The organism is Flavobacterium akiainvivens, from assembly GCF_001278115.1.
Classification (GTDB): domain Bacteria; phylum Bacteroidota; class Bacteroidia; order Flavobacteriales; family Flavobacteriaceae; genus Flavobacterium; species Flavobacterium akiainvivens.
The window spans coordinates 371,399-394,289 of sequence record NZ_LIYD01000005.1 but is presented as its reverse complement, the minus strand read 5'-3'; the positions used below and the strand labels follow the sequence as shown (position 1 = coordinate 394,289).

The following is a 22,891-nucleotide window of genomic DNA, read 5'->3' as shown; positions in this document are numbered from 1 at the left end:
GCATCGTAATACGGCTTGCGTTTAAAAATGCTATTCTATGCATACATAATAACTTAGCGGTAAACATACTTACCATGGAACACGTAGAAATTTTTGACACCACACTAAGAGATGGCGAACAGGTGCCCGGCTGTAAGCTAAATACAGGCCAGAAACTGCGCATTGCCGAACAGCTCGACACACTGGGCGTAGATGTTATAGAGGCCGGTTTCCCGGTTTCAAGCCCCGGCGATTTCCAGTCGGTTACAGAGATTGCAAAACTCGTTAAAAACGCCACCGTGTGCGGACTTACCCGTGCCGTTGAAAAAGACATTGAGGTGGCCGCCGAAGCGCTTAAATATGCCAAAAGGCCGCGCATACACACCGGTATTGGCACTTCTGAATCGCACATAAAATACAAATTCAACACCACACCCGATAAGATTATTGAGCGTGCCTATGCAGCCGTGGCCTATGCCAAGTCTTTTGTGGAAGAGGTGGAGTTTTATGCCGAAGACGCAGGCCGTACTGATAACGCCTTTCTTGCCAGAGTATGTGCCGAAGCCGTAAGGGCGGGCGCTACCGTGCTCAACATTCCTGATACTACGGGCTACTGCCTACCGGACGAGTATGGCGCCAAGATTAAGTACCTTATGGAAAACGTACCGGGCATAGAAAAAGTGCGCCTTTCGTGCCACTGCCATAACGATTTGGGTTTGGCTACGGCCAATGCCATTGCGGGGGTTATTAACGGCGCCCGCCAGATTGAGTGTACCATAAACGGCATTGGCGAACGTGCAGGCAACACATCGCTGGAAGAGGTGGTAATGATTTTGCGCCAGCACCCTACACTTAACCTGAATACTAATATAGATACAAAACGCCTGCTAAGCATTAGTAAAATGGTGGCCGAAGAAATGGGCATGCCGGTACAGGCCAATAAGGCCATTGTGGGCGAAAATGCCTTTGCACACAGCAGCGGCATACACCAGGACGGGGTTATTAAAAACCGCGAAACCTACGAGATTATCAACCCGGCCGATGTGGGCGTTAACGAATCGTCTATTATACTCACAGCACGCAGCGGGAGGTCGGCGCTGGCCTACAGGGCCAAGAATATTGGATATGAATTTACCAAGCTCGACCTTGATGTTGTGTACTCTGAGTTCCTGCATTTTGCCGACAACTGTAAAGTAGTGGCCGATAACGACATTCACCACATTGTGGCGTTGTCTAAGAATAAGTTTCAACTAAGCCTTTAATATGATGAAGAAAACGCTTTTTGATAAAGTATGGGATGCCCACGTGGTGGAGTCTGTAACCAACGGGCCCGATATTTTATATATAGACAAGCACCTTATACACGAGGTAACCAGCCCGCAGGCCTTTAATGAGCTTGAGGAGCGCGGCATACCGCTTTTCCGCCCGGGCAAAATTGTTGCCACGGCAGACCACAACACCCCTACCCTTAACCAGCATTTGCCCATAAAAGACGAAATGTCGCGCAAACAGATTGAAGAACTTACCATAAACTGTAAAAAGAACAACATTACGTTTTATGGCCTTGGGCACGAGTACAACGGCATTGTGCACGTTATAGCGCCCGAACTGGGCATTACGCAGCCGGGCATGACCATTGTGTGCGGAGACAGCCACACCAGTACCCACGGCGCCTTTGGCTCTATTGCGTTTGGCATTGGCACCAGCCAGGTAGCACAGGTGTTTGCCAGCCAGTGCCTTTTGGTTGAAAAACCGCAGAAAATGCGCATTAACGTTAACGGCACGCTAAAAAAAGGGGTTACGCCTAAAGATGTTATCCTGTACATCATCAGCAAACTGGGTACTAACTCGGGTACCGGTTATTTTTGCGAATATGCAGGCAGTGTATTCCGCGAAATGTCTATGGAAGGACGTATGACTGTGTGCAACATGAGCATTGAAATGGGCGCACGCGGCGGGCTTATAGCGCCGGATGAAACCACGTTTAAATATGTAGCCGGGCGCGAATTTGCCCCTAAGGGCGAAGCACTCGACGCCAAAATAGCCTACTGGAAAACCCTGGTAACCGATGAGGGCGCCGTATTTGATAAGGAGTATGATATTGATGCCAATGATATTGCGCCCATGCTTACCTACGGCACCAATCCCGGTATGGGCATGAAAATTACAGATAGTATACCTGAAACCGTTGAGGCAAGTACCGATAAGGCGTTGGCTTACATGGGCTTTAATTACGGGCAGTCGCTGTTGGGTACACCGGTAAACTACATCTTTATAGGCAGCTGTACCAACTCCCGCATTGAAGATTTCAGGACGGTGGCAGAATACATTAACGGCAAGCGAAAGGCCGATAACGTAACCGCGCTTATTGTTCCCGGGTCGCAGCAGGTAGCCAGCGAAATGAAAGCCGAAGGCCTGTACCAGATATTTGAAGATGCAGGCTTCCAGGTGCGCCAGCCGGGCTGTTCGGCATGCCTTGCCATGAACGATGATAAAATACCTGCCGATGAGTACTGCGTGTCTACCAGCAACCGCAATTTTGAAGGCCGCCAGGGTCCGGGCGCACGCACCATTTTAGCCAGCCCGCTTACCGCCGCCGCAATTGCCATTGAAGGGAAAATTATTGACTTTACCGAAAAACTGAATTAGCATGCAAAAGTTCACAACACTTACCGATGTGGCCATGACGCTCAACATAGAAAATGTGGATACCGACCAAATTATCCCGGCACGCTTTTTAAAATCTACCGATAAGAAAGGCTTTGGCGATAACCTGTTCCGCGACTGGAGGTACATAAAAGACGATATTTTAAACCCTGATTTTGAACTCAACAGCCAGCCGCACGGGCCCATTTTGGTTACGGGCAATAACTTTGGCTGCGGCTCAAGCCGTGAACATGCACCGTGGGCGCTGGCCGGTTTTGGTTTTAAGGTTATCGTGTCGAGCTATTTTGCCGATATCTTTAAAGGCAACTGCCTTAACAACAGCCTGCTGCCGCTACAGGTTAGCCCTGAGTATTTAAAAACACTGCTGGATATCCTGGCGCAAAACCCCGCCGAACCCGTTACCGTAAACCTGGAGGAGCAAACCATTACCTGCGCCGGAAAATCGGAACATTTTGAAATTAACGCCTACAAAAAGATATGCATGATAAACGGTTATGATGACATAGATTTTTTAGTAAGCAGGCTGGATGCCATTACCCAATTTGAAGAAAAACACCAATAAACCATGCAACTAAACATAGCAGTTTTAGCCGGAGATGGCATAGGCCCCGAGGTTACTAACGAAGCCATAAAAGTACTAAACGCCGTAGCCGCGCGCTTTGGCCATGACTTTACCTACAGCCATGCCCTTTTGGGTGCCTGTGCCATAGACAAATATAACGAACCCCTGCCACAGGACACTCTAAACACGTGCCTTGCTGCCGATGCCGTATTGCTTGGCGCTGTGGGCCACCCTAAGTATGACAACAACCCAGATGCGCCCGTACGCCCTGAGCAGGGCCTGCTGGCCATTCGCAAGGCGCTGAATTTGTTTGCCAACATAAGGCCCATTACTATTTACAACAAACTTATACCGCATTCGCCCCTGAAGGCCGACCGTATTGCAGGAGTAGATATTTCCATTTACCGCGAGCTCACAGGCGGTATTTACTTCGGGCAGAAATCGCTTAGCGAAGACAAAACCGTAGCCTCTGACCTATGTTCATATTCTGTTCAGGAAATTGAGCAGATAGCCCATATGGCGTTTAAGGCCGCCCAAAACAGGCGTAAGAAAGTGACCCTGGTGGATAAAGCTAACGTACTGGAAACGTCAAGGCTGTGGCGCAGGGTGGTAACGCAAATTTCAGGCGAATATCCTGATGTGGCGTTAGATTTTTTGTTTGTAGACAACGCCGCCATGCAGCTTATCTTAAACCCGAAACAGTTTGATGTAATGCTTACCGAAAATATGTTTGGCGATATCCTGTCTGACGAGGCAAGTGTTATAGGCGGCAGTATCGGCCTGGCGGCATCAGCCTCTGTAGGCGATAAATACAGCCTGTTTGAGCCCATACACGGCTCCTACCCTGCTGCAACCGGCAAAGGCATTGCAAACCCGGTGGCTTCTATACTTTCGGCGGCATTGCTGCTGGAGCATTTTGGCCTGTATACTGAAGGCGCTGCCATTAAAGAAGCCGTTACCACAAGCATTGAGCAGGACTACTGCACTACCGATATTAACCCTGACAGCACCTACTCTACAAGCGATGTGGGCAGTTATATAGAAAGGCTGGTACAGGGCAACGAAGCATTTACTAATACCGCTAATGTAAGCATTGGCAAATCTACCATCATCTAAATGTATTATAACGAAAATACCATAGTGTACCTAAACGGGCAGTGGATTCCCGCGGCGCAGGCAACAGCCAGCCTGTATAACCAGACCATGCACTATGGCAACGGCATTTTTGAGGGCATACGGGCGTATGACACCCCGAATGGCGTAAAAATATTTAAGGCTAAGGAACACTACGAGCGCATGCTTAAATCGGCCGAGCTGATGCATATTAAGACCGGTTACACGGTTGAACAGCTCACGGCACTGAGTTATGAGCTATTGGAAAAAAACGGGCTTAAAAATGCTTACATAAGGCCGTTGTTTTACCTGGAGCCCACCATGTCTTTAGTACCTGTTCAGGAGCCTGCCAACCTGTTTTTATGCGCGTGGGAATGGGGCCGTTACCTGGGCGACGGGCTGTTGCGTATTGGCACCTCATCCTACCAGCGCCCTAACCCCAAATCGTGCCATGTAGAGGCCAAAACCGTGGGGCATTACATCAACTCGATACTTGCCACCACAGAGGCCAAACAAAACGGCTTTGATGAAGCCCTGATGCTTGATGCCGCGGGTTTTGTAGCAGAAGGCCCGGGCGCCAACTTCTTTTATGAGAAAGATGGGGTACTGTATACCTGCCCGCTGGGCAACATACTGCCGGGTATCACGAGAAATACGGTTTTAGAACTGGCTAAGAAAAACAACATTCCCGTAGTGGAGAAACTGTTTACCATAGACGAAGTTAAAACCGCAGACAGCGCTTTTTTTACCGGTACCGCCGCCGAAATTGCAGGCATCGGTTCGTTAGACGATTATACGTTCCCATTGGTGTGGAACAACAGCTTTGGTAAAAAGCTATCGGTATTATACCAAAAAGAAGTCCTGAAATAAAAATCGGATTAAAAATAACAAAGCCCCCTATGAATAACCATAAGGGGCTTTTGCAATCATTTGTATTTGTAAACTATTTCAGGCTGATAACCTGTTTAGTGCCGTTATACGTAACTGTTTTACCTTTAGCATCAAATGTAAATGCTTTTGGTGCGGTTTTATTAACCGTTACTACTGTAAAGGTGCGGTTTTTAAGCATTCCGTTAAACTCGCCTTCTCGCGCATCTATGGTTAGTGTACCGGCTGCTTCATTATAATGGAAACCGATACGGCTAAACTGGCCTTTTTCATAATTGTAATTAACGCCTTCGTCTTCATATAATGTAAAGTCGCCATCTTTACCCTGGTACACATACAGCACAATGTTTTCGGCCGGTTTCTCGCTTGTATACTGCATTTCAGGGCCTACCGGTACAATTGCGCCTTCGCGGATGTATAGCGGAATCTGGCCATACGGTGCATCAACAGTGCGTTTTTGCCCGCCGGTAATGTATTGCCCGGTATAGAAATCATACCAGTTAGCATTTTCAGGGAAGTATACCTCGCGGTTGCGCGCGCCATATTTATACACCGGGTTAACCATAAACGCAGGGCCAAACATAAACTGGTCGCTAATGTTTTCCACTTTTTTGTCTGAGCCGAAGTCCATAACAAGCGGGCGCATAATGGTATAATCGTTAAAATAGGTCATACCGGCAAGGGTATAAATGTATGGCATAAGCCTGTAACGCAGGTTAGTGTAGTACACAATACTTTTGTAAGCGTCATGGCCTTCAGGCGCTATGTGCCACGGCTCACGGAACGGAAACTGGCCGTGTGCCCTGTAAAGCGGTGCAAACGCACCAAACTGGAACCAACGGGCGTTAAGCTCCCTCCACTCTTTATAATCGGCGTTTTCCTTACCGTCTTTATCATAAGCCAGCTGCCCGGCAACGTAGCGGTCTTCTACACAAAAACCACCTATATCCATAGTCCAGTATGGCACACCGGCAATAGAAAAGTTAAGCCCGGCGGCTATCTGCGCTTTCATGTCTTCCCAACGGGTAGCAATATCTCCACTCCATGTAGCGGTAGAATAGCGCTGAAGGCCTGCAAAACCCGAACGGGTAAGCAGGAAAACACGCTTGTTGTTGTCTACACTGCGCTGGCCGTCATAAATAGCCTCGGCATTCATAAGTGCATATGCGTTAAAGTACTGTGTAGAAGAACCCAGAGCGGTAGGGCCGCACAGCTCTTTACGGTATTCCATATCAGTACAATCCAGCACGTTAGGCTCGCTGGCATCCATCCACCATGCGTCTATGCCCAGTGGGTACAGGTGTTCGTACATTTGTTTCCAGAAAAGCTGGCGCGCACCCGATGAGTATGCATCATAAAATGAACCTACATAACCAGGTCCAACCCAGTCTTTTACGTTATCTTTAATAGCCTGTTGATACATCCAGCCTTTTTGGTCAAACTCCTTAAAATGCTCGGTAGTTTTATAAAACTTAGGCCATACCGATATCATCATTTTGGCATTAAGCCCGTGAATATCATCAACCATGCCTTTAGGGTCTGGGAAACGGGCCTTATCAAACTCGTGGCTGCCCCATGCATCTTCGTTCCAGTAATTCCAGTCAAGTACAATATTATCGATAGGAATTTTACGCTCGCGGAATTCTTTAAGCGTGCCTACAATCTCATCCTGTGTTTTATAGCGCTCGCGGCTTTGCCAGTAGCCCATGGCCCATTTAGGCATAACCTGCGATTTTCCGGTAAGGGTACGGTAACCTTTAATAACCTCATCCATAGTGTTGCCGTACACAAAATAGTAATCCATTTTGTTGTTCATTTCGCTCCACCACACCTGGTTGTTTTTCTCCTCATCTGTTTGTGGCTCAAGGGCACGCAGGCCGCAGTAAGACACACCACCGTCAGGCTGCCACTCTATGCGCAGGGGCACGCGTTTGCCTGCCTCAAGCGGAAACGTAAACTTATAGCTGTTAGGGTTCCATGCTGTCCTCCAGCGCTCTGCCACTACCAGCTGGTTGTTTACATATACTTTCATGTAACCTGCATAATACAGGGTAAACTTGTAGGTGCCGGTTTCGTTAGCTTCTATAGAACCTTCATACAACACGTTAGCATGCTTTAGCGGGAAACCCTGTGGTAGCGCCTTTATGCTCTTAATATCTTCAAAGAAAATATTAGGCTCCCGGCGCACTATGGTTTGCACACCGGCATCGGTAGAAGAATAGGTACCGGTTATGCTGCCCGGCTGCCCGTTTTTATCATAAATCTTAAAAACGTCGCTTAGCTGTTTGTATGGGCGGCTGTCGCCAAAGCGGCTTAGTGCATAGCTGTCCCACAGTACACCGTAGTTTTTATTTGAAACAATAAACGGTACCGAAACCTTTGTGTTATACTGAAAAAGCTCTTCGCTCTTGCCTTTGTAGTTAAACTCATCGGCCTGGTGCTGGCCAAGGCCAAAGAACGATTCATCTGCCGGTGAATTGAATATCTGTTTTACTGAGTAGGCTTTTTTGCCTTCTACCTCAATCGGGTCAAACGTTTTGCCACCGCCCTGCTGTTCTGCAAGCAACAGTTTACCGCTGTTATCCCTGAACTGGATACCCCCGTCGTTTTTAGAAATCTTTACCTTTAGTTTGGCTGTGGCCACTTCTACAGAGTCTTTGGCATCCTTAACCTTAAACGGAACGGTTTTTAAACCCGGTACAATAATAAGGCTCGAATCTTTAGGGAAATCAGCATCGGGCGTGGCAGATACGTGTACCAGTTCGTCCTGCAACACGTGCACGCGGATTTTTCCTGCCTGGGTATCCTTATTTTTCTTAAGGGTAAGCACAACGCTATCATTTGTTACCTGATATGTTTTGGGCGAACACGCCGCCAAAACCAAACCGGCTAACAATAGAGATATTTTTTTACTCATCGTTATTTTATTAATTAAAACGTTTGAATTTGCAAATGTGCCTATAATTAGTGCATTGCAGGGGCTATAATGTTTTTAAAAAGGTACTGTTATGTGTTTTTAATGGTTATAATGACCATAAGTAGACTTTTACGGCTTATGGTTTTAATATTGGATTCTCTGACCAATTAAATTCATCACTTAATTGCTTCTTAAAAAAGCATAACTGTGTATTTTTACCCCAAGGCAAAAACTACAACAATGAAATTAAAACCGGTATTGTTATACTTAACGGGTATTGCGCTGCTTATTTTTGGCAACCGCGACCTGTGGGACGAACTACAGGAAGAACGGGCAGAAAAACAACGGCAACAGGATTTGGCACAGCTGCAAAAAGACGTGTTGAAACAGCAGTTTGACAGCCAGAAACTACAGTATGACTCGCTTACAAAAAAGTGGAAAAACCCTGAGTTTTATTTCCAGGTAGTTAATGTTGGCAAGGTCAACTTTAAGGCTTTAAAGAAAGGTAAAACCAAAGTTGAAACCGATACCGATGAAGATGCCACAGACAGCCAGTAAGACGTACATATCACAAACACGCAGGCTGTTTCATTGCAATTTCAGGATAAAAATACCTGCACACCACGATGAGGCCATAATAGAACGTGGCTTTGCGCTACTGGAATATATTGATGCGCTATACAATTCTTATACGCCGGGTTCTGTATTCCACAACATAAATGCCAATGCCGGACGGTGGGCTGATATTGACGAAAATACCGCAATTATGCTGCAAAGCATAGCAAAAATAAGCCAGGCTACAAACGGCGCTTATGATATTACCATGATGCCGCTGCTAAAGCTTTGGGGCTTTTACAGGGACGGAGAAACTTCTTTCCCTAAATCCCAACACATACAGCAGGCGCTTAAAAATACAGACTATACCAAAATACAGCTTGACGGCCATAAAGCCATGATAAGCAGCGGACAGGAAATTATTACAGGGTCGTTTATAAAAGCTTTTGCTGTAGATGTACTGGCAAAACAGCTTAAAAATGAAGGCGTTACAAATGGCGTAATCAATGCGGGCGGCAGCACTATTTATGCTGTTAACAGCCGTAACATTAACCTGCCTCACCCTTTTGAGGATGATGAAAAATGCGGCAGGATTAGTATAGCCAATGCGTGTTTTTCGTTATCGGCTACTATGAGTGGGTTTATAACCATAGACGGCAAAAAATACGGGCATATTATTAACGCCAAAACGGGCTACCCATCAGAAAACGTGCAGTGTGGTGTTATTTGTAAAAGTGCCTTTTTAAGCGATGTGCTTTCTACCGCATTATTTGCCGTACAGGAAGATGATTTTGAAACAGTTGCTACTGAACTGAAACATAATTTCGATTTTGAGGCGTACCTTATTACGCAACAGCGTGTTGTAAAAACCACTGGGTATGAACCTTTTAAAGTACTGAGCGTATGATGCATATTACGTCTTTAAAAAGTAAAACCAAGCATATACCTATTGCTACGCTTGCAGACCCGCCTGAACTATACCTGCCGCTTTATGGCTACAAAGGCACTATGGATTTGCTTGTACAGCCGGGAGAAACGGTAAAGAAATACCAGCCAGTAGCGGCTTCTGAGGGTGTTTTTGCGGCCTGTGTACATGCACCGGTTTCGGGAACTATAGAAGGCATTGAAGATATTAACGGGCAGCCCCACTTAAAACTTATAAACAATTTTAAGGACAATGAATATGAATTGCCCTCCCTAAATCCTGATGGGCTTACCAATGCACAAATCCTTTCCATATTAAAAGAATATGGTATTGAAGGCAGTGGCGGAGCGCGTTTCCCTACGCATTTAAAATATGATGTTGAAGGCCGGATCAGTACGCTTATAATAAACGGGGCTGAGTGCGAGCCTTACCTGAGCGCCGACTATGCCCTGCTAAAAAACGAACTCCCCGCACTTGTAAAGGCCATACAGCTGCTGCAAAAAGTAGTACGCGCGCAATGGGTGGTTATTGCCATAGAAAAGCAGCACAGGGAGCTTAAAAAGCTGTTATCCCCCCTGCTGCCTGTACACGCAATTGAAACACACTTACTGCCTAACGAATACCCGCAGGGCGGCGAACTGCAACTTATAAAATCAGTGACGGGAAAAGAGCTGCCTAAAGGCAGCATACCGGCACAACACGGTATAATGGTGAGCAACGTGGGCACGCTGTGGGCAGTATATAATGCCTTTTACGGCAACAAACCTTATACAGACAGGGTAATTACCCTTTCGGGTGAAAAAGCCCGGCATATAGGCAATTACAGCGTTAAAGTTGGTACGCCGGTTTGGTTTATAATGCAGGAACTGGGTATGGATTGGAATCCTGAACAGCAAACCGTAATACTGGGCGGCCCCATGATGGGCAGGGCGGTACACGATGCCCGCAGCCCAATAAACAAGGGCACCGGTGGTGTACTTATTATGCCCCAGGCTAAAGCAAACGACAACAACTGCATACAGTGCGGCTACTGCGCCGATGCCTGTCCGCAACGGCTTATGCCCATGGAGTTTGTGCGGCCGGAAGCCCGGGCCGATAAGGAACGCCTGCTACAGCTTAACCTTACCGATTGTATAGAATGCGGCGCCTGTGCCTATATATGCCCCAGCGATGTGCCGCTTATGAAAAGTATTTTTACAGGAAAACAAACCCTGCAGGCAAGTTAATCAAGATATTGAATGAATGTAAACCCCTACATAAAACCCCGCTTTAATACTACCACCGCCGTAATGGCTGATGTTATACTGGCACTGCTGCCTTTGGTTGCCGTTGCTTACATTGCCTATGGACTACAGGCATTGCTGGTTATTGGCACCGCCGTAGGTACTGCCTTAGTAACCGACTTTGTATTTTCTGCGGTTTATGTAAAAAAAACTACGGCTGTTTTAGATGGTTCGGCTGTTATAACGGGATTATTGCTGGCGTTTACGCTATCGCCCGCCACGCCGTGGTATGTGGTGGCATTTGGCGCGTTTGCAGCCATATTGTTTGGCAAGCTGCTGTGGGGCGGCCTGGGCAAAAACCGGTTTAACCCTGCACTTATGGGCCGTGAGTTTATGGCGGCCTTTTTCCCGGTAATGAGCTCGGCGGCTATATGGGTCACCAAATCGTTTATAAATGTAAAGGAGATTGGCTTTTTAGGTACTAACAGCTACCTTGCCACGTATACATCAGGGCTACTGTACAAAACCACAGGGGCTTTGGGCGAATACTCTGTTGCGGCAATTGCGCTGGGTGGGCTGTATTTACTGATAAGACGGCGCATTTCATGGCACATACCGTTTGCCTTGTTGGCTGTTTTTAGCACAGGCTTCTGGCTGGTTAATGATGGCGACGACCTTAAGTATTCGGCTGCGGGGGTATTGCTGGGTGCCCTTTTTATGGCTACCGATATGCCTTCGAGCCCCAATTCGCCAAACGGTAAACTGTATTATGGCGGCATGATAGGGCTTTCTGCATTTGCGTTTATACTGGCGGGAGTTCGGTTTGAGTATATGTCGTTCTCCATATTACTGCTCAATGGTTTTACCCCTAAGATAAATGAGGTGTTTATGCCTCGTGCCTGGGGCCATAAGCATGACTTTAAGGCTCTGGCCGAAAAGGTATTCCTGCTTACGCTTAGTATAGCGGGCGGTGTGCTGGCCCTGCTTTCGTTACACTATTACGGGCTTACCAGCTATGTGGTATACCTGTACATTGTATACATCATCTTTAAGTTCAACTTTTCGTTTTCAGATAAAATTTCAAACCCTATTTAAATACCCATGAAGAAGATTTTTATGTTTTGCCTGTTTGCCGCAATTGCCGTTTCATGCAACGACTCCCCACCTGTACAGCAAACCACCTATACCGGCAGCCAGAAAGAGGCCATATTAAACAACATACTTACGCGCAGGTCTATACGCAAGTACACCACCCAACAGGTAAGCAAGGCGCAGATAGACACCATAATGAAAAGCGCCATATATGCGCCAAGCGCCCTGAACAAGCAGCCGTGGGAAGTGCGTGTGGTACAAAACCCTGAAATACTAAAGGAGATAAACCAGCGTTTCCTGAATTTTGCCGAGGGTAAAGAGTTTCAGGGCAGTGCGGCGCATTACAAAGAACCCGGATTCAGTATTTTTCATAATGCCCCTACCCTTATTGTTATTGCCCGCGATAAAAGCAGCGATATTAGCTACCTTGACAGCGGTATTATCCTGCAGAATATACTGCTCAGCTCGCACGCCATAGGGCTGGGCACTTGTCCGTTAGGCACGTTGGTACCTATACTTAACAACCCCGATAATAAAGATATACTGGAGCTGCTTAATATACCCGATGGCTATGAGGTTGCCATAAACATTTCGTTAGGCTACCCGGCAGAAGCCCCTGTAGCCCCGAAACGTTTTGCGCAAAAGGTTAAAATTATTGAATAAAGCTACTGAGCCACTTAGCTGCTGAACCCCTAAGCTAAGAAGCTTATCAGCTAAGCGGCAGCACCTTTAAGATATCTCAAGGCTTTTTATACAGGTGCCTTAAGAACGTAACGCCATTAAAGCTACCTTTAAAAAAGTTATGGTAAGGCACTAAACTCAGTCTATGGTAACCAGCTGAAAGTTAGCCCCGTCATCTATAACACGGTGCCTGCCCGTGCCGGTAAGCCATGCCGATACACGCTCGAAAATACGGTTGTTGCTGCAACGCTGCGGGTGCAGGTGCATGTCTACCAGTACATAGGTGGTAAATTTTTGGTTGCCCGAAACATGGCTGCGTAAATCTTCAGATATACCGGTGTCCTGCCGCTTACTGATAATTTTAGCCTTGCCATCGCGAATGTTGCCGGCAACGGCCGTCCAGAAACCATGTGTATTAGCTTCGTCTACATATTTAAGTTCTTCGCCGCCCGGCAGCTCAAGAACTACAAAGCAATGATTGTCCATATAGTAAGAGGATATCTATTTTACCCTAAATTTACCTCCGGAGCCTTATTAAATAATGTTAATTATACGATTATTAACACACTGTAAACACTTAATCGAACAATAGGTGTTTTTGGGCGATAAAAAAACGGTTCATCTTGAGCGCAATCGTTTTTCGCAATACTTTTGACCTATTCGAACCCAACAAAAATTCCCCAACGGTTATAGTAGCAGACCTTAGGGGATTTTTTATATTTACAAAAATCCTCACAATGAAATTAGTATACACCTTGCTACTGTTTTGTACCGCGTTTTGCCATGGGCAGGATGCCGCCGCCTACACCTTTACCCCTGATAGCGACACCGCTTTAAGCGTTACCTACAAAAACCAAAGGATAGCCCAATTTGGCTTTGAGCCAATAGAAACCAGCCGGGCAGATTATGCCGTAAGGCTCTCGTGGTATGGTACCCGCATTGAAGCCTACAGGAATTTAGGGCAGTCATGGGGGTTTGTAACCCTTATTGCTGATGAAATAGAAGAATCACGTACAGAAAGAAAGTTTTGGATGCAATTTTCATTACCGCCGGAAGTTGCCGATGAAATTATAAGCCTTACTGATGGTAGCGGTTTGGAAAGCGTGCCCTCCCAAAATAAAATCAAGGGCTGGAAGGATGGCTTTGATGGGAGGACTTATATTATTGAAACCAAGAATGAGGGGCAATATTCTTTTAAGACATATTGGTCTCCCGAACTACAGGATGTACCTGAAGCGAAAATTATCAATCAGTACACAGAATTAGTGAGAACTTTATGCAACTATAAAAAGATAGCAGGACATTTTGAAGCGCTGATACCTTTTTTCGCCTACACAATAGATGGATTAACCATAACTGCCCGTCCAACTTCAGAAGCTGTTGAAAAACGACAAAAATATTTAGAGGAGCGCCAGGCAATTTTAAGGCAGGGCCAAACTAAAAACTGATGGCTTCAAAAAGTAAAAAAGCACGCTTATTTTTTAACCTGACACGGGTTTTTAAAAAAGGTGCACAAAAACCGAATGTCAAACTCCAAAAGTGAAATATTAAGCACTTCAATTTCGCTAAAGCACTGATAATCAACAAAAGCTAAAATTTAAATATTTCACACCGAAAACTGCCATATCGTAACCCAAAAAACACAATTTTTTTTCGGATTAAAAAGGCGTAATTTTACGTAAAAACAAATCCAGGATGGAACACAACCCAAAGCTGCGTACGGTAAATGTAACGCGCTATATAACGCCGCTTCGCGAGGGGGGCTCTCTCCCCGCCCTTGCCGATGCCGACGATGACTTTAAATATGTACTGAAATTCAGGGGTGCCGGGCATGGCACCAAGGCCCTGATTGCCGAGCTTATAGGTGGCGAAATAGCCCGCCTGCTGGGGCTTCCGGTGCCTGAGCTGGTGTTTGCCAACCTTGATGAAGCCTTTGGCCGTACCGAGGCCGATGAGGAAATACAAGACCTGCTACAGGCCAGCAAGGGGCTTAACCTGGCGCTGCACTACCTGCAGGGCGCCATAAATTTTGACCCCGTAGTTACTACCGTAGATGCCCGCCTGGCCTCGCAAATTGTGTGGCTGGATGCCTTTATTACCAATGTAGACAGGACGTTCCGCAACACCAATATGCTTATGTGGCACAAGGAGTTATGGCTTATAGACCACGGTGCCAGCCTGTATTTTCACCATTCATTTACAGATCCAGAAGGCCACGCCAAGAGTCCGTTTGCCTTAATAAAAGACCATGTACTGCTACCGCAGGCATCTGAATTAGAGCAGGTTGACGCTGATTTTAAAGCACTGTTAACCGAGCAGAAAATTCGTAGTGTGGTAAACCTGCTGCCCGATACCTGGCTGCAATGGGAAGGCCTTGAACAATCGCCCGATGAAGTGCGAGAGGTGTATGTTACCTTCCTTGTGACCCGTTTAAACAATTCGCAAACCTTTGTAAACCAGGCACAAAATGCAAGACAGGCACTTATATGAGTATGCGGTTATCCGCGTGGTGCCGCGGGTAGAACGCGAAGAGTTTGTAAATGTGGGGGTTATAGTATTTTGCAAGCGCCAAAAGTTTGTAAAAATGCTGTTTGAAGTCAACGAGGCCAAGCTGCTAATGCTACATAATGATATTGATAACGAACAGCTTAGGCTAAACCTGGAGTCGTTTGAACGCATTGCACACGGTGCTAAAAATGGCGGCCCTATTGCAAAGCTGGAGCCCGATGAGCGTTTCAGGTGGTTAACGGCGGTGCGGAGTTCGGTTATACAAACGTCAAGGCCGCATCCGGGCTTTTGTTTAGCCCTGCAAGACACAGCTAATCAATTATTTAACGATTTAGTAAAATAAGTCAGAAAAATTGTTGGTTCTGTTATTTTTCTTATTACATTTGATAATCATTAATTAGATTTGTAAGTTAATACTTAAATAAAAATAAATACCGTGATTAATGCTAAAACCCGTTTGCTCCCCCAGTCCCCCTTGCAAACGGGTTTTTTTATGTGGTTTCGGGCTTTAAATTTATCAGGTACAGGTACTGAAACATACAGAAAGCAGCTATCGCGCCAAATGTATGCCACAAAAAGTGCGTCCCGAAAGACATCCAGCCCCATGGGTCGGCTACCCTAAAGGTAAGCGCAAGCACAAATGCCAGTAATGCAAGCCCCACCCACATTCCGTTCTTAAACTTAGTAGACATTAGGTAAGCCAGTACCGGTAACAGCACCATCCCTGCTAATATTGCATAGTTTATATTTATAAACAGCTGTATATTACCTTCTTCTGAAAAATAGCGCCGTGCAAAAATCATAAAGGCAAGGTATAAAACCACAAACAAAACCGCATAATACCAGCGTGTTAGCCTGGCTATAAAATATACACCTGCCGAAACGCACAGCAGCATAATGGGCATCCAGTCCATCATGATAAAGAAATTCCATTGGCGCAGGCCGTGGTAAATAGTGCCGCCTATCCCGCCTATATACAGCAAAATAAGTGCAACGGTAAGATAAGTGTGCTGCCTGGCCTTACCCCATAACTTGTAAGTCCAATACAAAGCAATGGCAAGGAAAAAGCATGATGTAATCATGTTTAAAGGCTCAGGAAAGGTGTGTTCAAGGTTGGTTTCGGCATATAGCATACCGCCATCTGGCGGGTTTTGAATGGGCTGCATAACATAGTAAATTTGTAGACTAATTTAAAACTTATGGTTTACAGCGCAATAGCCAAATACGTTAATTTTATATTTAATACCTTACAAAAATACACATATAACACTGTAAAACAATTGATTGAAAAATTATTATTAGTAACTGTTATAAAATTATGCATAATCTATTACAACCTGATATTCATACATAATTTTCGTACATTTACTTTTTATAACAAGGGGGCAATAAATGGAACTTTACATTAAGTATAACATAGACACCATGTGTAAAGTTGTATTACAGCAACAACTGGATGCATTTAAAATTAATTGCAGGGTTACAGAGCCGGGATATGTAAAGTTTAAGGAAAACATACCCATGGAGACCTACAATGCCTTTATAAGCTCTTTAAAAGACTTTGGTATTGAAATAGTAGACAACCAGAAAAGCATACTGGTACAGAAGATTAAAAACACTATAATTGAGATGCTTTATGCCGACAAGGGTATGCAGTCTTTAAAGATATCTACTTACCTCTCTGAGAAGTTGGGCGAAAATTACCGCACGCTGTCTCAGGTATTTTCTGAGGTTACTTTCATATCAATAGAAAATTTCATTATTTTGCACAAAATCGAAAGGGTAAAACAGTTGCTGTTAACTGAAAACCTTTCGCTTACAGAGATTTCTTTCATGATGAACTACAGCAGCGTAGCTTACCTTTCCCAGCAATTTAAGAACATTACCGGTGTTACCCCTACCGCTTTTCAAAAAATTATGAAGCAAAAACGCTACATAGAAACCAAGTAACAACTTATACACTATATATTAGATGCGCCCTACACCATTACATATTATGCTTGCCGATGACGATGAAGATGACCGTTTGTTTTTTGAGGAAGCATTTGAGGAAGTAAAAATTAAGTATGAAATCTCATCGTTTAGTGACGGTGAGCAGCTTATGGCACATCTTAATAATACCGAAAACGCCTTGCCGGATATTATTTTTCTTGACCTAAACATGCCCCGCAAAAGCGGTATGGAGTGCCTTAAGGAAATAAGGGCTAACGATAGGCTTAAAAGGATATCTGTAGCCATATATTCAACCTCTTCGAGCGAGCAGGATATAGAAGACACCTTTGTGGCCGGGGCCAATGTTTACATACGCAAGCCAAACGATTTTAATATGCTTAAAAAAGTATTGAGCGATGTGGTACACATTAACTGGCAGTACATAGTAGACGGGCTTAATAAAGACAGTTTTATACTAAGCCTGTAATAAACTAAAAATCCCCGCTTTGCGGGGATTTTTTTATTCTATCTCTTCAAAATCAATATATTCACCTACTTTTTTCTTTTCGCGGGGCTTCTCTGGTTTGGGCTGCTGATAAGCATTGTTATCATAGCCATATTGCTGTTGCTGCGATTGTTGCTGATTATGGGCACGCTGAAAGTTCTGCTCGGCTTTTTTAACCACTTCCTGCACAATTACCGGGGCAAGAAGCCTCATTAAAAAGCGTATAGCATAATAAACCAATACAATAATAAAAATTGTTTTAAGCAGGCCGTTAAATGATGCTGTTTCCATAATCATAAAGTTTTGTCAAAAATAAGCATTACGCTCTTTAATTATTACCGGGTTGTCTTAAAATAATAATAAAAACATTATTTTTGGATAACCTAAGTAACCCACAACAACAAGCGAGCCAAAATGACGCGACTGACAAAATTACTTATACCCGCCCTGTTTACCGCAGCAGTGGCCCAGGCTCAGTATACTGACCAGATTAATACTAACCGCCCGGGACAGTCTCAATCAGCTTTTGCTGTGGGGCAAACAGTATTTCAAATAGAAAGCGGTATTAACGGCATATATGAAAAACACGAAATATCAAGATATGAATACTATGGTGCCAATGCCGAAATAGCCCTGAGATATGGTGTTTTTGCAGAAGAGTTTGAGTTTATGCTAAACATGCAGTATGAATTTGACCGCTACACAAACTCACTTGAAACCTATAACCGTAATGATTTCAGGCAGCTTACATTTGGCGCAAAATACCTGTTGTATGACCCAGATAAATATTATACTCCGGAAGTAAACCTATACAGCTGGAAAGAAAACCACAAATTCAGGTGGCGTTCATTGATTCCGGCAGTAGCAGTATACGCAGGTTTTAACCTTATTGGCAAGAACAATCCCTATACTTTTCCTTCAGATGGAATAAGTCCAAAAATAGTAGGTATACTACACAACCACTTTGGCAAATGGGTTTGGGTTAACAATATTATAGGCGATAAACTTACAACAGACTATCTTAGCCTGGGCTGGATAACCACCATAACACGAGGATTTAGTGAAAAATGGTCTGGTTTTTTAGAATACCAGCAATATGTAAGCGACTATTATGCTGATGGTGTTGTAAGGTTGGGTGCTGCCCACCTTCTTAATGAAACCATGCAAATAGATGCATCAATAAGCACTAACTTTAAAGACACACCCTATGTAGCTTATGGTGGCATAGGCTTTTCATGGCGTTTTGACCTTAACTACAAGGAGGTACTATTGCCAGGTAAAGGCGACCGTGAAGACGAATTCAACAAAGATAAAGCCAAACAAAAAGAAGAACGCGACAAGCGCAAACAGGAACGCGAAGAAAGAAGGAAAGCCCTTGAAGAAACACCTGTAGAGCCTTCGGGAGAATAAAATATGATAACCATAAAAGAAGCTAAGACTACTGCTGAGATGAAGGAATTTATTAAATTTTCCTTCTCATTATACAAAGACAACCCCTATTGGATTCCGCCCCTTATAAACGATGAGTTACAGGGGTTTGACAAAAAAAACAACCCTGCTTTTGAACATGCCGAAGCTAAATTTTATATAGCTTACAAAGATGGTAAAGCAGCCGGAAAGGTTGCTGCAATTGTTAACTGGCAGGAAATAAATGACCAGGGCAAGAAAAAAGTACGCTTCGGCTGGTTTGATGTTATAGACGACATTGAAGTTACAAAGGCATTACTTGAAAAAGTATATAAATATGGTACTGAGCAAGGGCTGGAATATGTAGAAGGCCCTATGGGTTTTAGCAACCTTGATAAGGTAGGGGTACTTACCGAAGGGTTTGATGAAATAGGTACCGCCATAACCTGGTACAACCCACCTTATTACAAAGACCATTTTGAACAACTGGGCTTTGTAAAAGAAAAAGAGTATATAGAAAGTATCTTTTCTTTTGCCAATGTAGACTCTGCCTTGTTTATGAAAGCCAGCGATATGGTTAAAAGGCGCTATGGATTTAAAGCCATGACCTTTAAATCCACAGATGAGGTTATGCCTTATGTAGACCAGATGTTTGACTTGTTTAATGCTACTTACGCGCGCCTTACATCGTTTGTAGCGGTAAGCGATGTGCAAAAAGAGTATTTCAAGAAAAAATATATAGGCCTTATAAACCCCGAATATATTGTTTTCGTTAAAGATAAAGACGATAACATTATATCATTCGGTATTGTAATGCCATCGTTTGCAGAGGCGCTTAAAAAAGCAAACGGCAGCCTGCTCCCATTTGGCTGGTACCACCTTCTTAAAGCAAAAAAACACAGTAAAGATGTTGTTTTTTACCTGATTGGTGTTGAAGAAGAATACCAGAACAAAGGTGTTACCGCCGTAATGTTTGAAGAATATTTCAAAGTTTTCAGTAAAAACGGTGTACGCAACTGCATCCGCACGCCAGAACTGGAAGATAACCACGCCATACACAACCTGTGGAAGAATTTTAACCCCAGGATACACAAACGCAGAAGAACCTACCGTAAAGACTTATAAAACAAAAAACTCCGCTTTAAGCGGAGTTTTTTATATCATTTTACCGGATTATTGAGCAGATACATCTACCGTATTTTGCTCAGCAATCTTTTTATAAGTACCGTTTTCAAGTTTCTCACGGATAGCTTCATAAGCAGAAAGCGTCTCATCTATATCCTGCTTAGTATGCGTAGCTGTAGGTATCATCCTTAACAGGATTATACCTTTAGGTATAACCGGATATACCACTATACTAAGGAAAATACTATAGTTTTCACGCAGGTCGTTTACCAGCATCATAGCTTCAGGAATACTTCCTTCAAGGTATACCGGTGTAACACAGGTATTGGTATCGCCAATATTAAACCCTTTAGATTTAAGGCCGTTTTGCAGGTAGTTTACGTTTTCCCAAAGCTTGTCTTTAAGCTCTGGCATAGTGCGCAGCATTTCAAGGCGCTTAAGGGCACCTTTAACCAATACCATTGGCAGCGCCTTGGCAAACATCTGGCTGCGAAGGTTATATTTAAGGAAATCTATAACATCTTTATCAGCAGCAATAAAAGCACCAATACTGGCCATAGATTTTGCAAACGTACTAAAGTACACATCTATACCGTCCTGGCAGCCCTGCTCCTCACCCGCTCCGGCACCGGTTTTACCCAAAGTACCAAAACCATGTGCATCATCTACAAGAAGACGGAAGTTATATTTCTTTTTAAGTTCAACTATTTCTTTAAGCTTGCCCTGCTGGCCACGCATACCAAAAACACCTTCGGTAATAAGTAAAATACCACCACCGGTAGTTTCGGCCATATTAGTGGCGCGCTCAAGGTTTTTTTCAATACTTTCTATATCGTTGTGCTTGTAGGTAAAACGCTTACCCATGTGCAGGCGCACACCGTCTATAATACAGGCATGGCTATCTACATCATACACAATAACATCGTTTTTGCTTACAAGGGCATCAATGGTACTTACCATACCCTGATAGCCAAAGTTTAAAAGGTAAGCAGATTCCTTACCTACAAAGCTGGCAAGTTCCTGCTCAAGTTTTTCATGCCAGTCTGTATGGCCGCTCATCATACGCGCACCCATTGGGTATGCACTGCCATATTCAGCTGCAGCCTCAGCATCTACCTTACGCACCTCCGGGTGGTTAGCAAGGCCAAGGTAATCGTTTATACTCCAGTTTATAACCTCTTTACCATGAAACATCATGCGGTTGCTAAGAGGCCCTTCCAGCTTAGGAAATACATAATAACCTTCAGCCTGAGACGCCCATTTGCCAAGAGGCCCTTTATTTTTTTGAATCCTTTCGAAAAGATCTTTCATCATATATCCAAATAATTAATATCCGATTTTTTACCGCCCAAAAGTAACTATTAAATTGGTTACATCATAATAAATTAAGTAATCACTATAGCATAGTCAATACTTTTTTTTAACAAAGCCTTATTTTAATCCTAACAATATTCTGTTATTGTTAAATTTTGAGACATAGTTACGTATTCCTGTTTTTTTTATAGATTTACAATTGTACAACCAATAACAAAATCAATTTTATGGACTCTCAGAAAGTAGACATGTATTTAATGACCAATGCTAAATTTTTTAGCCCGGCCCACATTAATTTTATCCGCGAAAGGCTTTTAGCTGCCGATGATTCTAAATGGGGGCTTATAAACAGTGTAGATGTTAAAGACCCAACAACGGTTTTAATAGTATCTATTTTTGTAGGCTATTTAGGCATAGACCGCTTTATGATAGGCGACACAGGGCTTGGCATAGGCAAGCTTTTAACCGGTGGCGGCTGCGGTATATGGGCATTAGTAGACTGGTTCCTTATTCAGGATGCTACACGCCAGAAAAACATGGAAAAACTACAAATGTACCTGTAACAAAATATGTCAGGAAACAGGCTATACCTTTCTGTATCTTTATTACTTTCCGTAGGATATTTTTGGTTGGGATGGAGCTTAATGCAACCGGAACCTAAACACAACTTTACCCCGTGCCTGTTCAAAAATGTAACCGGTATAGCCTGTCCCTCCTGTGGCACCACGCGCTCGGTATTATTAATTACAAAGGGGCATTTGCAAGAAGCAGCCTTAACTAATCCGTTAGGCTTACTGGCAGCCATTATTATGCTTACATTACCCGCATGGCTGCTGTATGACTTTTTTAGAAGAGAAAAAACATTCTACAACAACTACTCAATAGCAGAACGCTTTATAAACAAGAATAAAAAAATTATAATACCCATAACCGTTAGCCTAATGCTTGGCAACTGGATATGGAATATTTGTAAAGGTTTATGACTACCAAAGAATATATAGTACAGCCTTATGAACATGAGCCGGCCGGCAACGCCTATCTCATGTCTACTGTAGCAGTAATTGCAGGGCTTCCACTACCTATAATTAATGTAATAGCATCGGTTATATTTTACCTCTCAAACAGGAAAGCCAGCTATTATGTGCGCTGGCATTCGCTACAGGCACTTATTGCCCAGGCTGTGGTTATGCCATTTAACAGTATAGCCCTGGCATGGACCATAAGAATCTTTTTTGAGCCTTTAGTATGGACAGAAACCAGGCATAACCATTATGAAGCTCATTTTAATGAAAACCTTTTTGACTTTCCGTCAGCATGGTACTTCATTTACATATTCTTTGTACTTGCACTAAACCTTTTTGAATTTATAGGCGTGCTGATTACGGCAGTAGCCGTACGCAAAGGTAAAAATGTGCGCTGGGCCATTATTGCAAATATTACAGACAGGCTTTGCAGCAAAGAAAACCGTGATCCATACGCCATATAAAAACTCATATAA

Annotated in this window: 25 protein-coding genes; 20 read left to right on the top strand and 5 right to left on the bottom strand. The window is 43.9% G+C overall.

Annotated features, from left to right (window positions below):
- Positions 1 to 74 precede the first annotated feature (74 nt).
- The 5 genes from AM279_RS01695 to AM279_RS01675 are packed head-to-tail and all read left to right on the top strand — an operon-like array spanning position 75 to position 5,191.
- The gene (locus AM279_RS01695; protein WP_054405943.1) at positions 75 to 1,241 is read left to right on the top strand and encodes a 2-isopropylmalate synthase; all 1,167 of its coding nucleotides are present in this window, start codon (positions 75 to 77) and stop codon (positions 1,239 to 1,241) included.
- Between the two features lie 4 nt (positions 1,242 to 1,245).
- Entirely contained in the window at positions 1,246 to 2,628 is a 1,383-nt protein-coding gene (gene leuC / locus AM279_RS01690; RefSeq protein WP_054410056.1) for a 3-isopropylmalate dehydratase large subunit, read from the top strand.
- A gap of 1 nt (position 2,629) precedes the next feature.
- Positions 2,630 to 3,208, top strand: coding sequence for a 3-isopropylmalate dehydratase small subunit (gene leuD / locus AM279_RS01685; protein ID WP_054405942.1), 579 nt, complete (start codon positions 2,630 to 2,632; stop codon positions 3,206 to 3,208).
- 3 nt (positions 3,209 to 3,211) lie between these two features.
- The gene (gene leuB, locus AM279_RS01680) at positions 3,212 to 4,324 is read left to right on the top strand and encodes a 3-isopropylmalate dehydrogenase (protein WP_054405941.1); all 1,113 of its coding nucleotides are present in this window, start codon (positions 3,212 to 3,214) and stop codon (positions 4,322 to 4,324) included.
- Positions 4,325 to 5,191 (top strand): branched-chain amino acid transaminase, encoded by an 867-nt coding sequence (locus tag AM279_RS01675; RefSeq protein ID WP_054405940.1) that lies wholly within the window; start codon positions 4,325 to 4,327, stop codon positions 5,189 to 5,191. It abuts the gene before it with no gap.
- Between the two features lie 73 nt (positions 5,192 to 5,264).
- Here the strand turns inward: AM279_RS01675 and AM279_RS01670 are convergent, their stop codons facing one another.
- Entirely contained in the window at positions 5,265 to 8,126 is a 2,862-nt protein-coding gene (locus tag AM279_RS01670) for a TIM-barrel domain-containing protein (protein WP_054405939.1), read from the bottom strand.
- A 240-nt stretch (positions 8,127 to 8,366) separates the two neighbouring features.
- Here AM279_RS01670 and AM279_RS01665 point away from each other — a divergent pair, with 240 nt between their 5' ends.
- From AM279_RS01665 to AM279_RS01645, 5 genes are read left to right on the top strand one after another with little or no spacing between them, the layout of a single operon-like run.
- Positions 8,367 to 8,684 (top strand): hypothetical protein, encoded by a 318-nt coding sequence (locus tag AM279_RS01665; protein WP_054405938.1) that lies wholly within the window; start codon positions 8,367 to 8,369, stop codon positions 8,682 to 8,684.
- Positions 8,659 to 9,588: an FAD:protein FMN transferase gene (locus tag AM279_RS01660; protein WP_054405937.1), complete on the top strand. Its 930-nt coding sequence runs from the start codon at positions 8,659 to 8,661 to the stop codon at positions 9,586 to 9,588. Before AM279_RS01665 ends, AM279_RS01660 begins: the two co-directional genes overlap by 26 nt.
- Entirely contained in the window at positions 9,585 to 10,832 is a 1,248-nt protein-coding gene (gene rsxC, locus AM279_RS01655; protein WP_054405936.1) for an electron transport complex subunit RsxC, read from the top strand. The genes AM279_RS01660 and rsxC overlap by 4 nt, the downstream gene beginning before the upstream one ends.
- Before the next feature lie 12 nt (positions 10,833 to 10,844).
- Positions 10,845 to 11,924 (top strand): RnfABCDGE type electron transport complex subunit D, encoded by a 1,080-nt coding sequence (locus AM279_RS01650; protein ID WP_054405935.1) that lies wholly within the window; start codon positions 10,845 to 10,847, stop codon positions 11,922 to 11,924.
- Positions 11,925 to 11,930: 6 nt separating this feature from the next.
- Positions 11,931 to 12,584 (top strand): nitroreductase family protein, encoded by a 654-nt coding sequence (locus tag AM279_RS01645; protein ID WP_082344160.1) that lies wholly within the window; start codon positions 11,931 to 11,933, stop codon positions 12,582 to 12,584.
- A gap of 156 nt (positions 12,585 to 12,740) precedes the next feature.
- On the opposite strand, the gene AM279_RS01640 is transcribed toward AM279_RS01645, so the two are convergent.
- The gene (locus AM279_RS01640; RefSeq protein ID WP_054405934.1) at positions 12,741 to 13,088 is read right to left on the bottom strand and encodes a hypothetical protein; all 348 of its coding nucleotides are present in this window, start codon (positions 13,086 to 13,088) and stop codon (positions 12,741 to 12,743) included.
- A gap of 251 nt (positions 13,089 to 13,339) precedes the next feature.
- On the opposite strand from AM279_RS01640, the gene AM279_RS01635 reads away from it, so the two are divergent.
- From AM279_RS01635 to AM279_RS01625, 3 genes are all read left to right on the top strand, one after another.
- Positions 13,340 to 14,050 carry a hypothetical protein gene (locus AM279_RS01635; protein WP_054405933.1) on the top strand — a complete coding sequence of 237 codons (711 nt, stop codon included), beginning with the start codon at positions 13,340 to 13,342 and terminating at the stop codon, positions 14,048 to 14,050.
- Positions 14,051 to 14,297: 247 nt separating this feature from the next.
- On the top strand, positions 14,298 to 15,092 hold the full coding sequence (locus tag AM279_RS01630) for a HipA family kinase (protein ID WP_054405932.1): 795 nt from the start codon (positions 14,298 to 14,300) through the stop codon (positions 15,090 to 15,092).
- Positions 15,070 to 15,453 carry a DUF3037 domain-containing protein gene (locus AM279_RS01625; protein ID WP_054405931.1) on the top strand — a complete coding sequence of 128 codons (384 nt, stop codon included), beginning with the start codon at positions 15,070 to 15,072 and terminating at the stop codon, positions 15,451 to 15,453. Before AM279_RS01630 ends, AM279_RS01625 begins: the two co-directional genes overlap by 23 nt.
- A 148-nt stretch (positions 15,454 to 15,601) precedes the next feature.
- Here the strand turns inward: AM279_RS01625 and AM279_RS01620 are convergent, their stop codons facing one another.
- Positions 15,602 to 16,276: a hypothetical protein gene (locus tag AM279_RS01620; RefSeq protein ID WP_054405930.1), complete on the bottom strand. Its 675-nt coding sequence runs from the start codon at positions 16,274 to 16,276 to the stop codon at positions 15,602 to 15,604.
- 226 nt (positions 16,277 to 16,502) lie between these two features.
- On the opposite strand from AM279_RS01620, the gene AM279_RS01610 reads away from it, so the two are divergent.
- Both AM279_RS01610 and AM279_RS01605 read left to right on the top strand, forming a co-directional pair.
- On the top strand, positions 16,503 to 17,060 hold the full coding sequence (locus tag AM279_RS01610) for a helix-turn-helix domain-containing protein (protein WP_054405928.1): 558 nt from the start codon (positions 16,503 to 16,505) through the stop codon (positions 17,058 to 17,060).
- Positions 17,061 to 17,082: 22 nt separating this feature from the next.
- Positions 17,083 to 17,529: a response regulator gene (locus AM279_RS01605; protein WP_054405927.1), complete on the top strand. Its 447-nt coding sequence runs from the start codon at positions 17,083 to 17,085 to the stop codon at positions 17,527 to 17,529.
- Positions 17,530 to 17,562: 33 nt separating this feature from the next.
- On the opposite strand, the gene AM279_RS01600 is transcribed toward AM279_RS01605, so the two are convergent.
- Positions 17,563 to 17,838 carry a DUF4834 family protein gene (locus AM279_RS01600; protein WP_054405926.1) on the bottom strand — a complete coding sequence of 92 codons (276 nt, stop codon included), beginning with the start codon at positions 17,836 to 17,838 and terminating at the stop codon, positions 17,563 to 17,565.
- A 123-nt stretch (positions 17,839 to 17,961) separates the two neighbouring features.
- On the opposite strand from AM279_RS01600, the gene AM279_RS01595 reads away from it, so the two are divergent.
- Positions 17,962 to 18,957: a transporter gene (locus AM279_RS01595; protein WP_054405925.1), complete on the top strand. Its 996-nt coding sequence runs from the start codon at positions 17,962 to 17,964 to the stop codon at positions 18,955 to 18,957.
- 3 nt (positions 18,958 to 18,960) lie between these two features.
- Complete coding sequence (locus AM279_RS01590) at positions 18,961 to 20,079, top strand: hypothetical protein (RefSeq protein WP_054405924.1); 1,119 nt, start codon at positions 18,961 to 18,963, stop codon at positions 20,077 to 20,079.
- A gap of 48 nt (positions 20,080 to 20,127) precedes the next feature.
- Here AM279_RS01590 and AM279_RS01585 read toward each other — a convergent pair whose 3' ends face one another.
- Positions 20,128 to 21,393: an aminotransferase class I/II-fold pyridoxal phosphate-dependent enzyme gene (locus AM279_RS01585; RefSeq protein ID WP_054405923.1), complete on the bottom strand. Its 1,266-nt coding sequence runs from the start codon at positions 21,391 to 21,393 to the stop codon at positions 20,128 to 20,130.
- Positions 21,394 to 21,620: 227 nt separating this feature from the next.
- Here AM279_RS01585 and AM279_RS01580 point away from each other — a divergent pair, with 227 nt between their 5' ends.
- Genes AM279_RS01580 through AM279_RS01570 form a run of 3 tightly spaced genes read left to right on the top strand, consistent with a single transcriptional unit; the run spans position 21,621 to position 22,879 of the window.
- Positions 21,621 to 21,956 (top strand): TM2 domain-containing protein, encoded by a 336-nt coding sequence (locus tag AM279_RS01580; protein WP_054405922.1) that lies wholly within the window; start codon positions 21,621 to 21,623, stop codon positions 21,954 to 21,956.
- A 6-nt stretch (positions 21,957 to 21,962) separates the two neighbouring features.
- Positions 21,963 to 22,376 carry a DUF2752 domain-containing protein gene (locus AM279_RS21040; protein WP_074961487.1) on the top strand — a complete coding sequence of 138 codons (414 nt, stop codon included), beginning with the start codon at positions 21,963 to 21,965 and terminating at the stop codon, positions 22,374 to 22,376.
- Positions 22,373 to 22,879 (top strand): DUF4870 domain-containing protein, encoded by a 507-nt coding sequence (locus AM279_RS01570; RefSeq protein ID WP_054405920.1) that lies wholly within the window; start codon positions 22,373 to 22,375, stop codon positions 22,877 to 22,879. The genes AM279_RS21040 and AM279_RS01570 overlap by 4 nt, the downstream gene beginning before the upstream one ends.
- Positions 22,880 to 22,891 lie beyond the last annotated feature (12 nt).

Coding starts and splice junctions, on each gene's coding strand:
- AM279_RS01695 (WP_054405943.1), top strand. CDS start 75: ATGGAACACGTAGAAATTTTTGACACCACACTAAGAGATGGCGAACAG.
- leuC (WP_054410056.1), top strand. CDS start 1,246: ATGAAGAAAACGCTTTTTGATAAAGTATGGGATGCCCACGTGGTGGAG.
- leuD (WP_054405942.1), top strand. CDS start 2,630: ATGCAAAAGTTCACAACACTTACCGATGTGGCCATGACGCTCAACATA.
- leuB (WP_054405941.1), top strand. CDS start 3,212: ATGCAACTAAACATAGCAGTTTTAGCCGGAGATGGCATAGGCCCCGAG.
- AM279_RS01675 (WP_054405940.1), top strand. CDS start 4,325: ATGTATTATAACGAAAATACCATAGTGTACCTAAACGGGCAGTGGATT.
- AM279_RS01670 (WP_054405939.1), bottom strand. CDS start 8,126: ATGAGTAAAAAAATATCTCTATTGTTAGCCGGTTTGGTTTTGGCGGCG.
- AM279_RS01665 (WP_054405938.1), top strand. CDS start 8,367: ATGAAATTAAAACCGGTATTGTTATACTTAACGGGTATTGCGCTGCTT.
- AM279_RS01660 (WP_054405937.1), top strand. CDS start 8,659: ATGAAGATGCCACAGACAGCCAGTAAGACGTACATATCACAAACACGC.
- rsxC (WP_054405936.1), top strand. CDS start 9,585: ATGATGCATATTACGTCTTTAAAAAGTAAAACCAAGCATATACCTATT.
- AM279_RS01650 (WP_054405935.1), top strand. CDS start 10,845: ATGAATGTAAACCCCTACATAAAACCCCGCTTTAATACTACCACCGCC.
- AM279_RS01645 (WP_082344160.1), top strand. CDS start 11,931: ATGAAGAAGATTTTTATGTTTTGCCTGTTTGCCGCAATTGCCGTTTCA.
- AM279_RS01640 (WP_054405934.1), bottom strand. CDS start 13,088: ATGGACAATCATTGCTTTGTAGTTCTTGAGCTGCCGGGCGGCGAAGAA.
- AM279_RS01635 (WP_054405933.1), top strand. CDS start 13,340: ATGAAATTAGTATACACCTTGCTACTGTTTTGTACCGCGTTTTGCCAT.
- AM279_RS01630 (WP_054405932.1), top strand. CDS start 14,298: ATGGAACACAACCCAAAGCTGCGTACGGTAAATGTAACGCGCTATATA.
- AM279_RS01625 (WP_054405931.1), top strand. CDS start 15,070: ATGCAAGACAGGCACTTATATGAGTATGCGGTTATCCGCGTGGTGCCG.
- AM279_RS01620 (WP_054405930.1), bottom strand. CDS start 16,276: ATGCAGCCCATTCAAAACCCGCCAGATGGCGGTATGCTATATGCCGAA.
- AM279_RS01610 (WP_054405928.1), top strand. CDS start 16,503: ATGGAACTTTACATTAAGTATAACATAGACACCATGTGTAAAGTTGTA.
- AM279_RS01605 (WP_054405927.1), top strand. CDS start 17,083: ATGCGCCCTACACCATTACATATTATGCTTGCCGATGACGATGAAGAT.
- AM279_RS01600 (WP_054405926.1), bottom strand. CDS start 17,838: ATGGAAACAGCATCATTTAACGGCCTGCTTAAAACAATTTTTATTATT.
- AM279_RS01595 (WP_054405925.1), top strand. CDS start 17,962: ATGACGCGACTGACAAAATTACTTATACCCGCCCTGTTTACCGCAGCA.
- AM279_RS01590 (WP_054405924.1), top strand. CDS start 18,961: ATGATAACCATAAAAGAAGCTAAGACTACTGCTGAGATGAAGGAATTT.
- AM279_RS01585 (WP_054405923.1), bottom strand. CDS start 21,393: ATGATGAAAGATCTTTTCGAAAGGATTCAAAAAAATAAAGGGCCTCTT.
- AM279_RS01580 (WP_054405922.1), top strand. CDS start 21,621: ATGGACTCTCAGAAAGTAGACATGTATTTAATGACCAATGCTAAATTT.
- AM279_RS21040 (WP_074961487.1), top strand. CDS start 21,963: ATGTCAGGAAACAGGCTATACCTTTCTGTATCTTTATTACTTTCCGTA.
- AM279_RS01570 (WP_054405920.1), top strand. CDS start 22,373: ATGACTACCAAAGAATATATAGTACAGCCTTATGAACATGAGCCGGCC.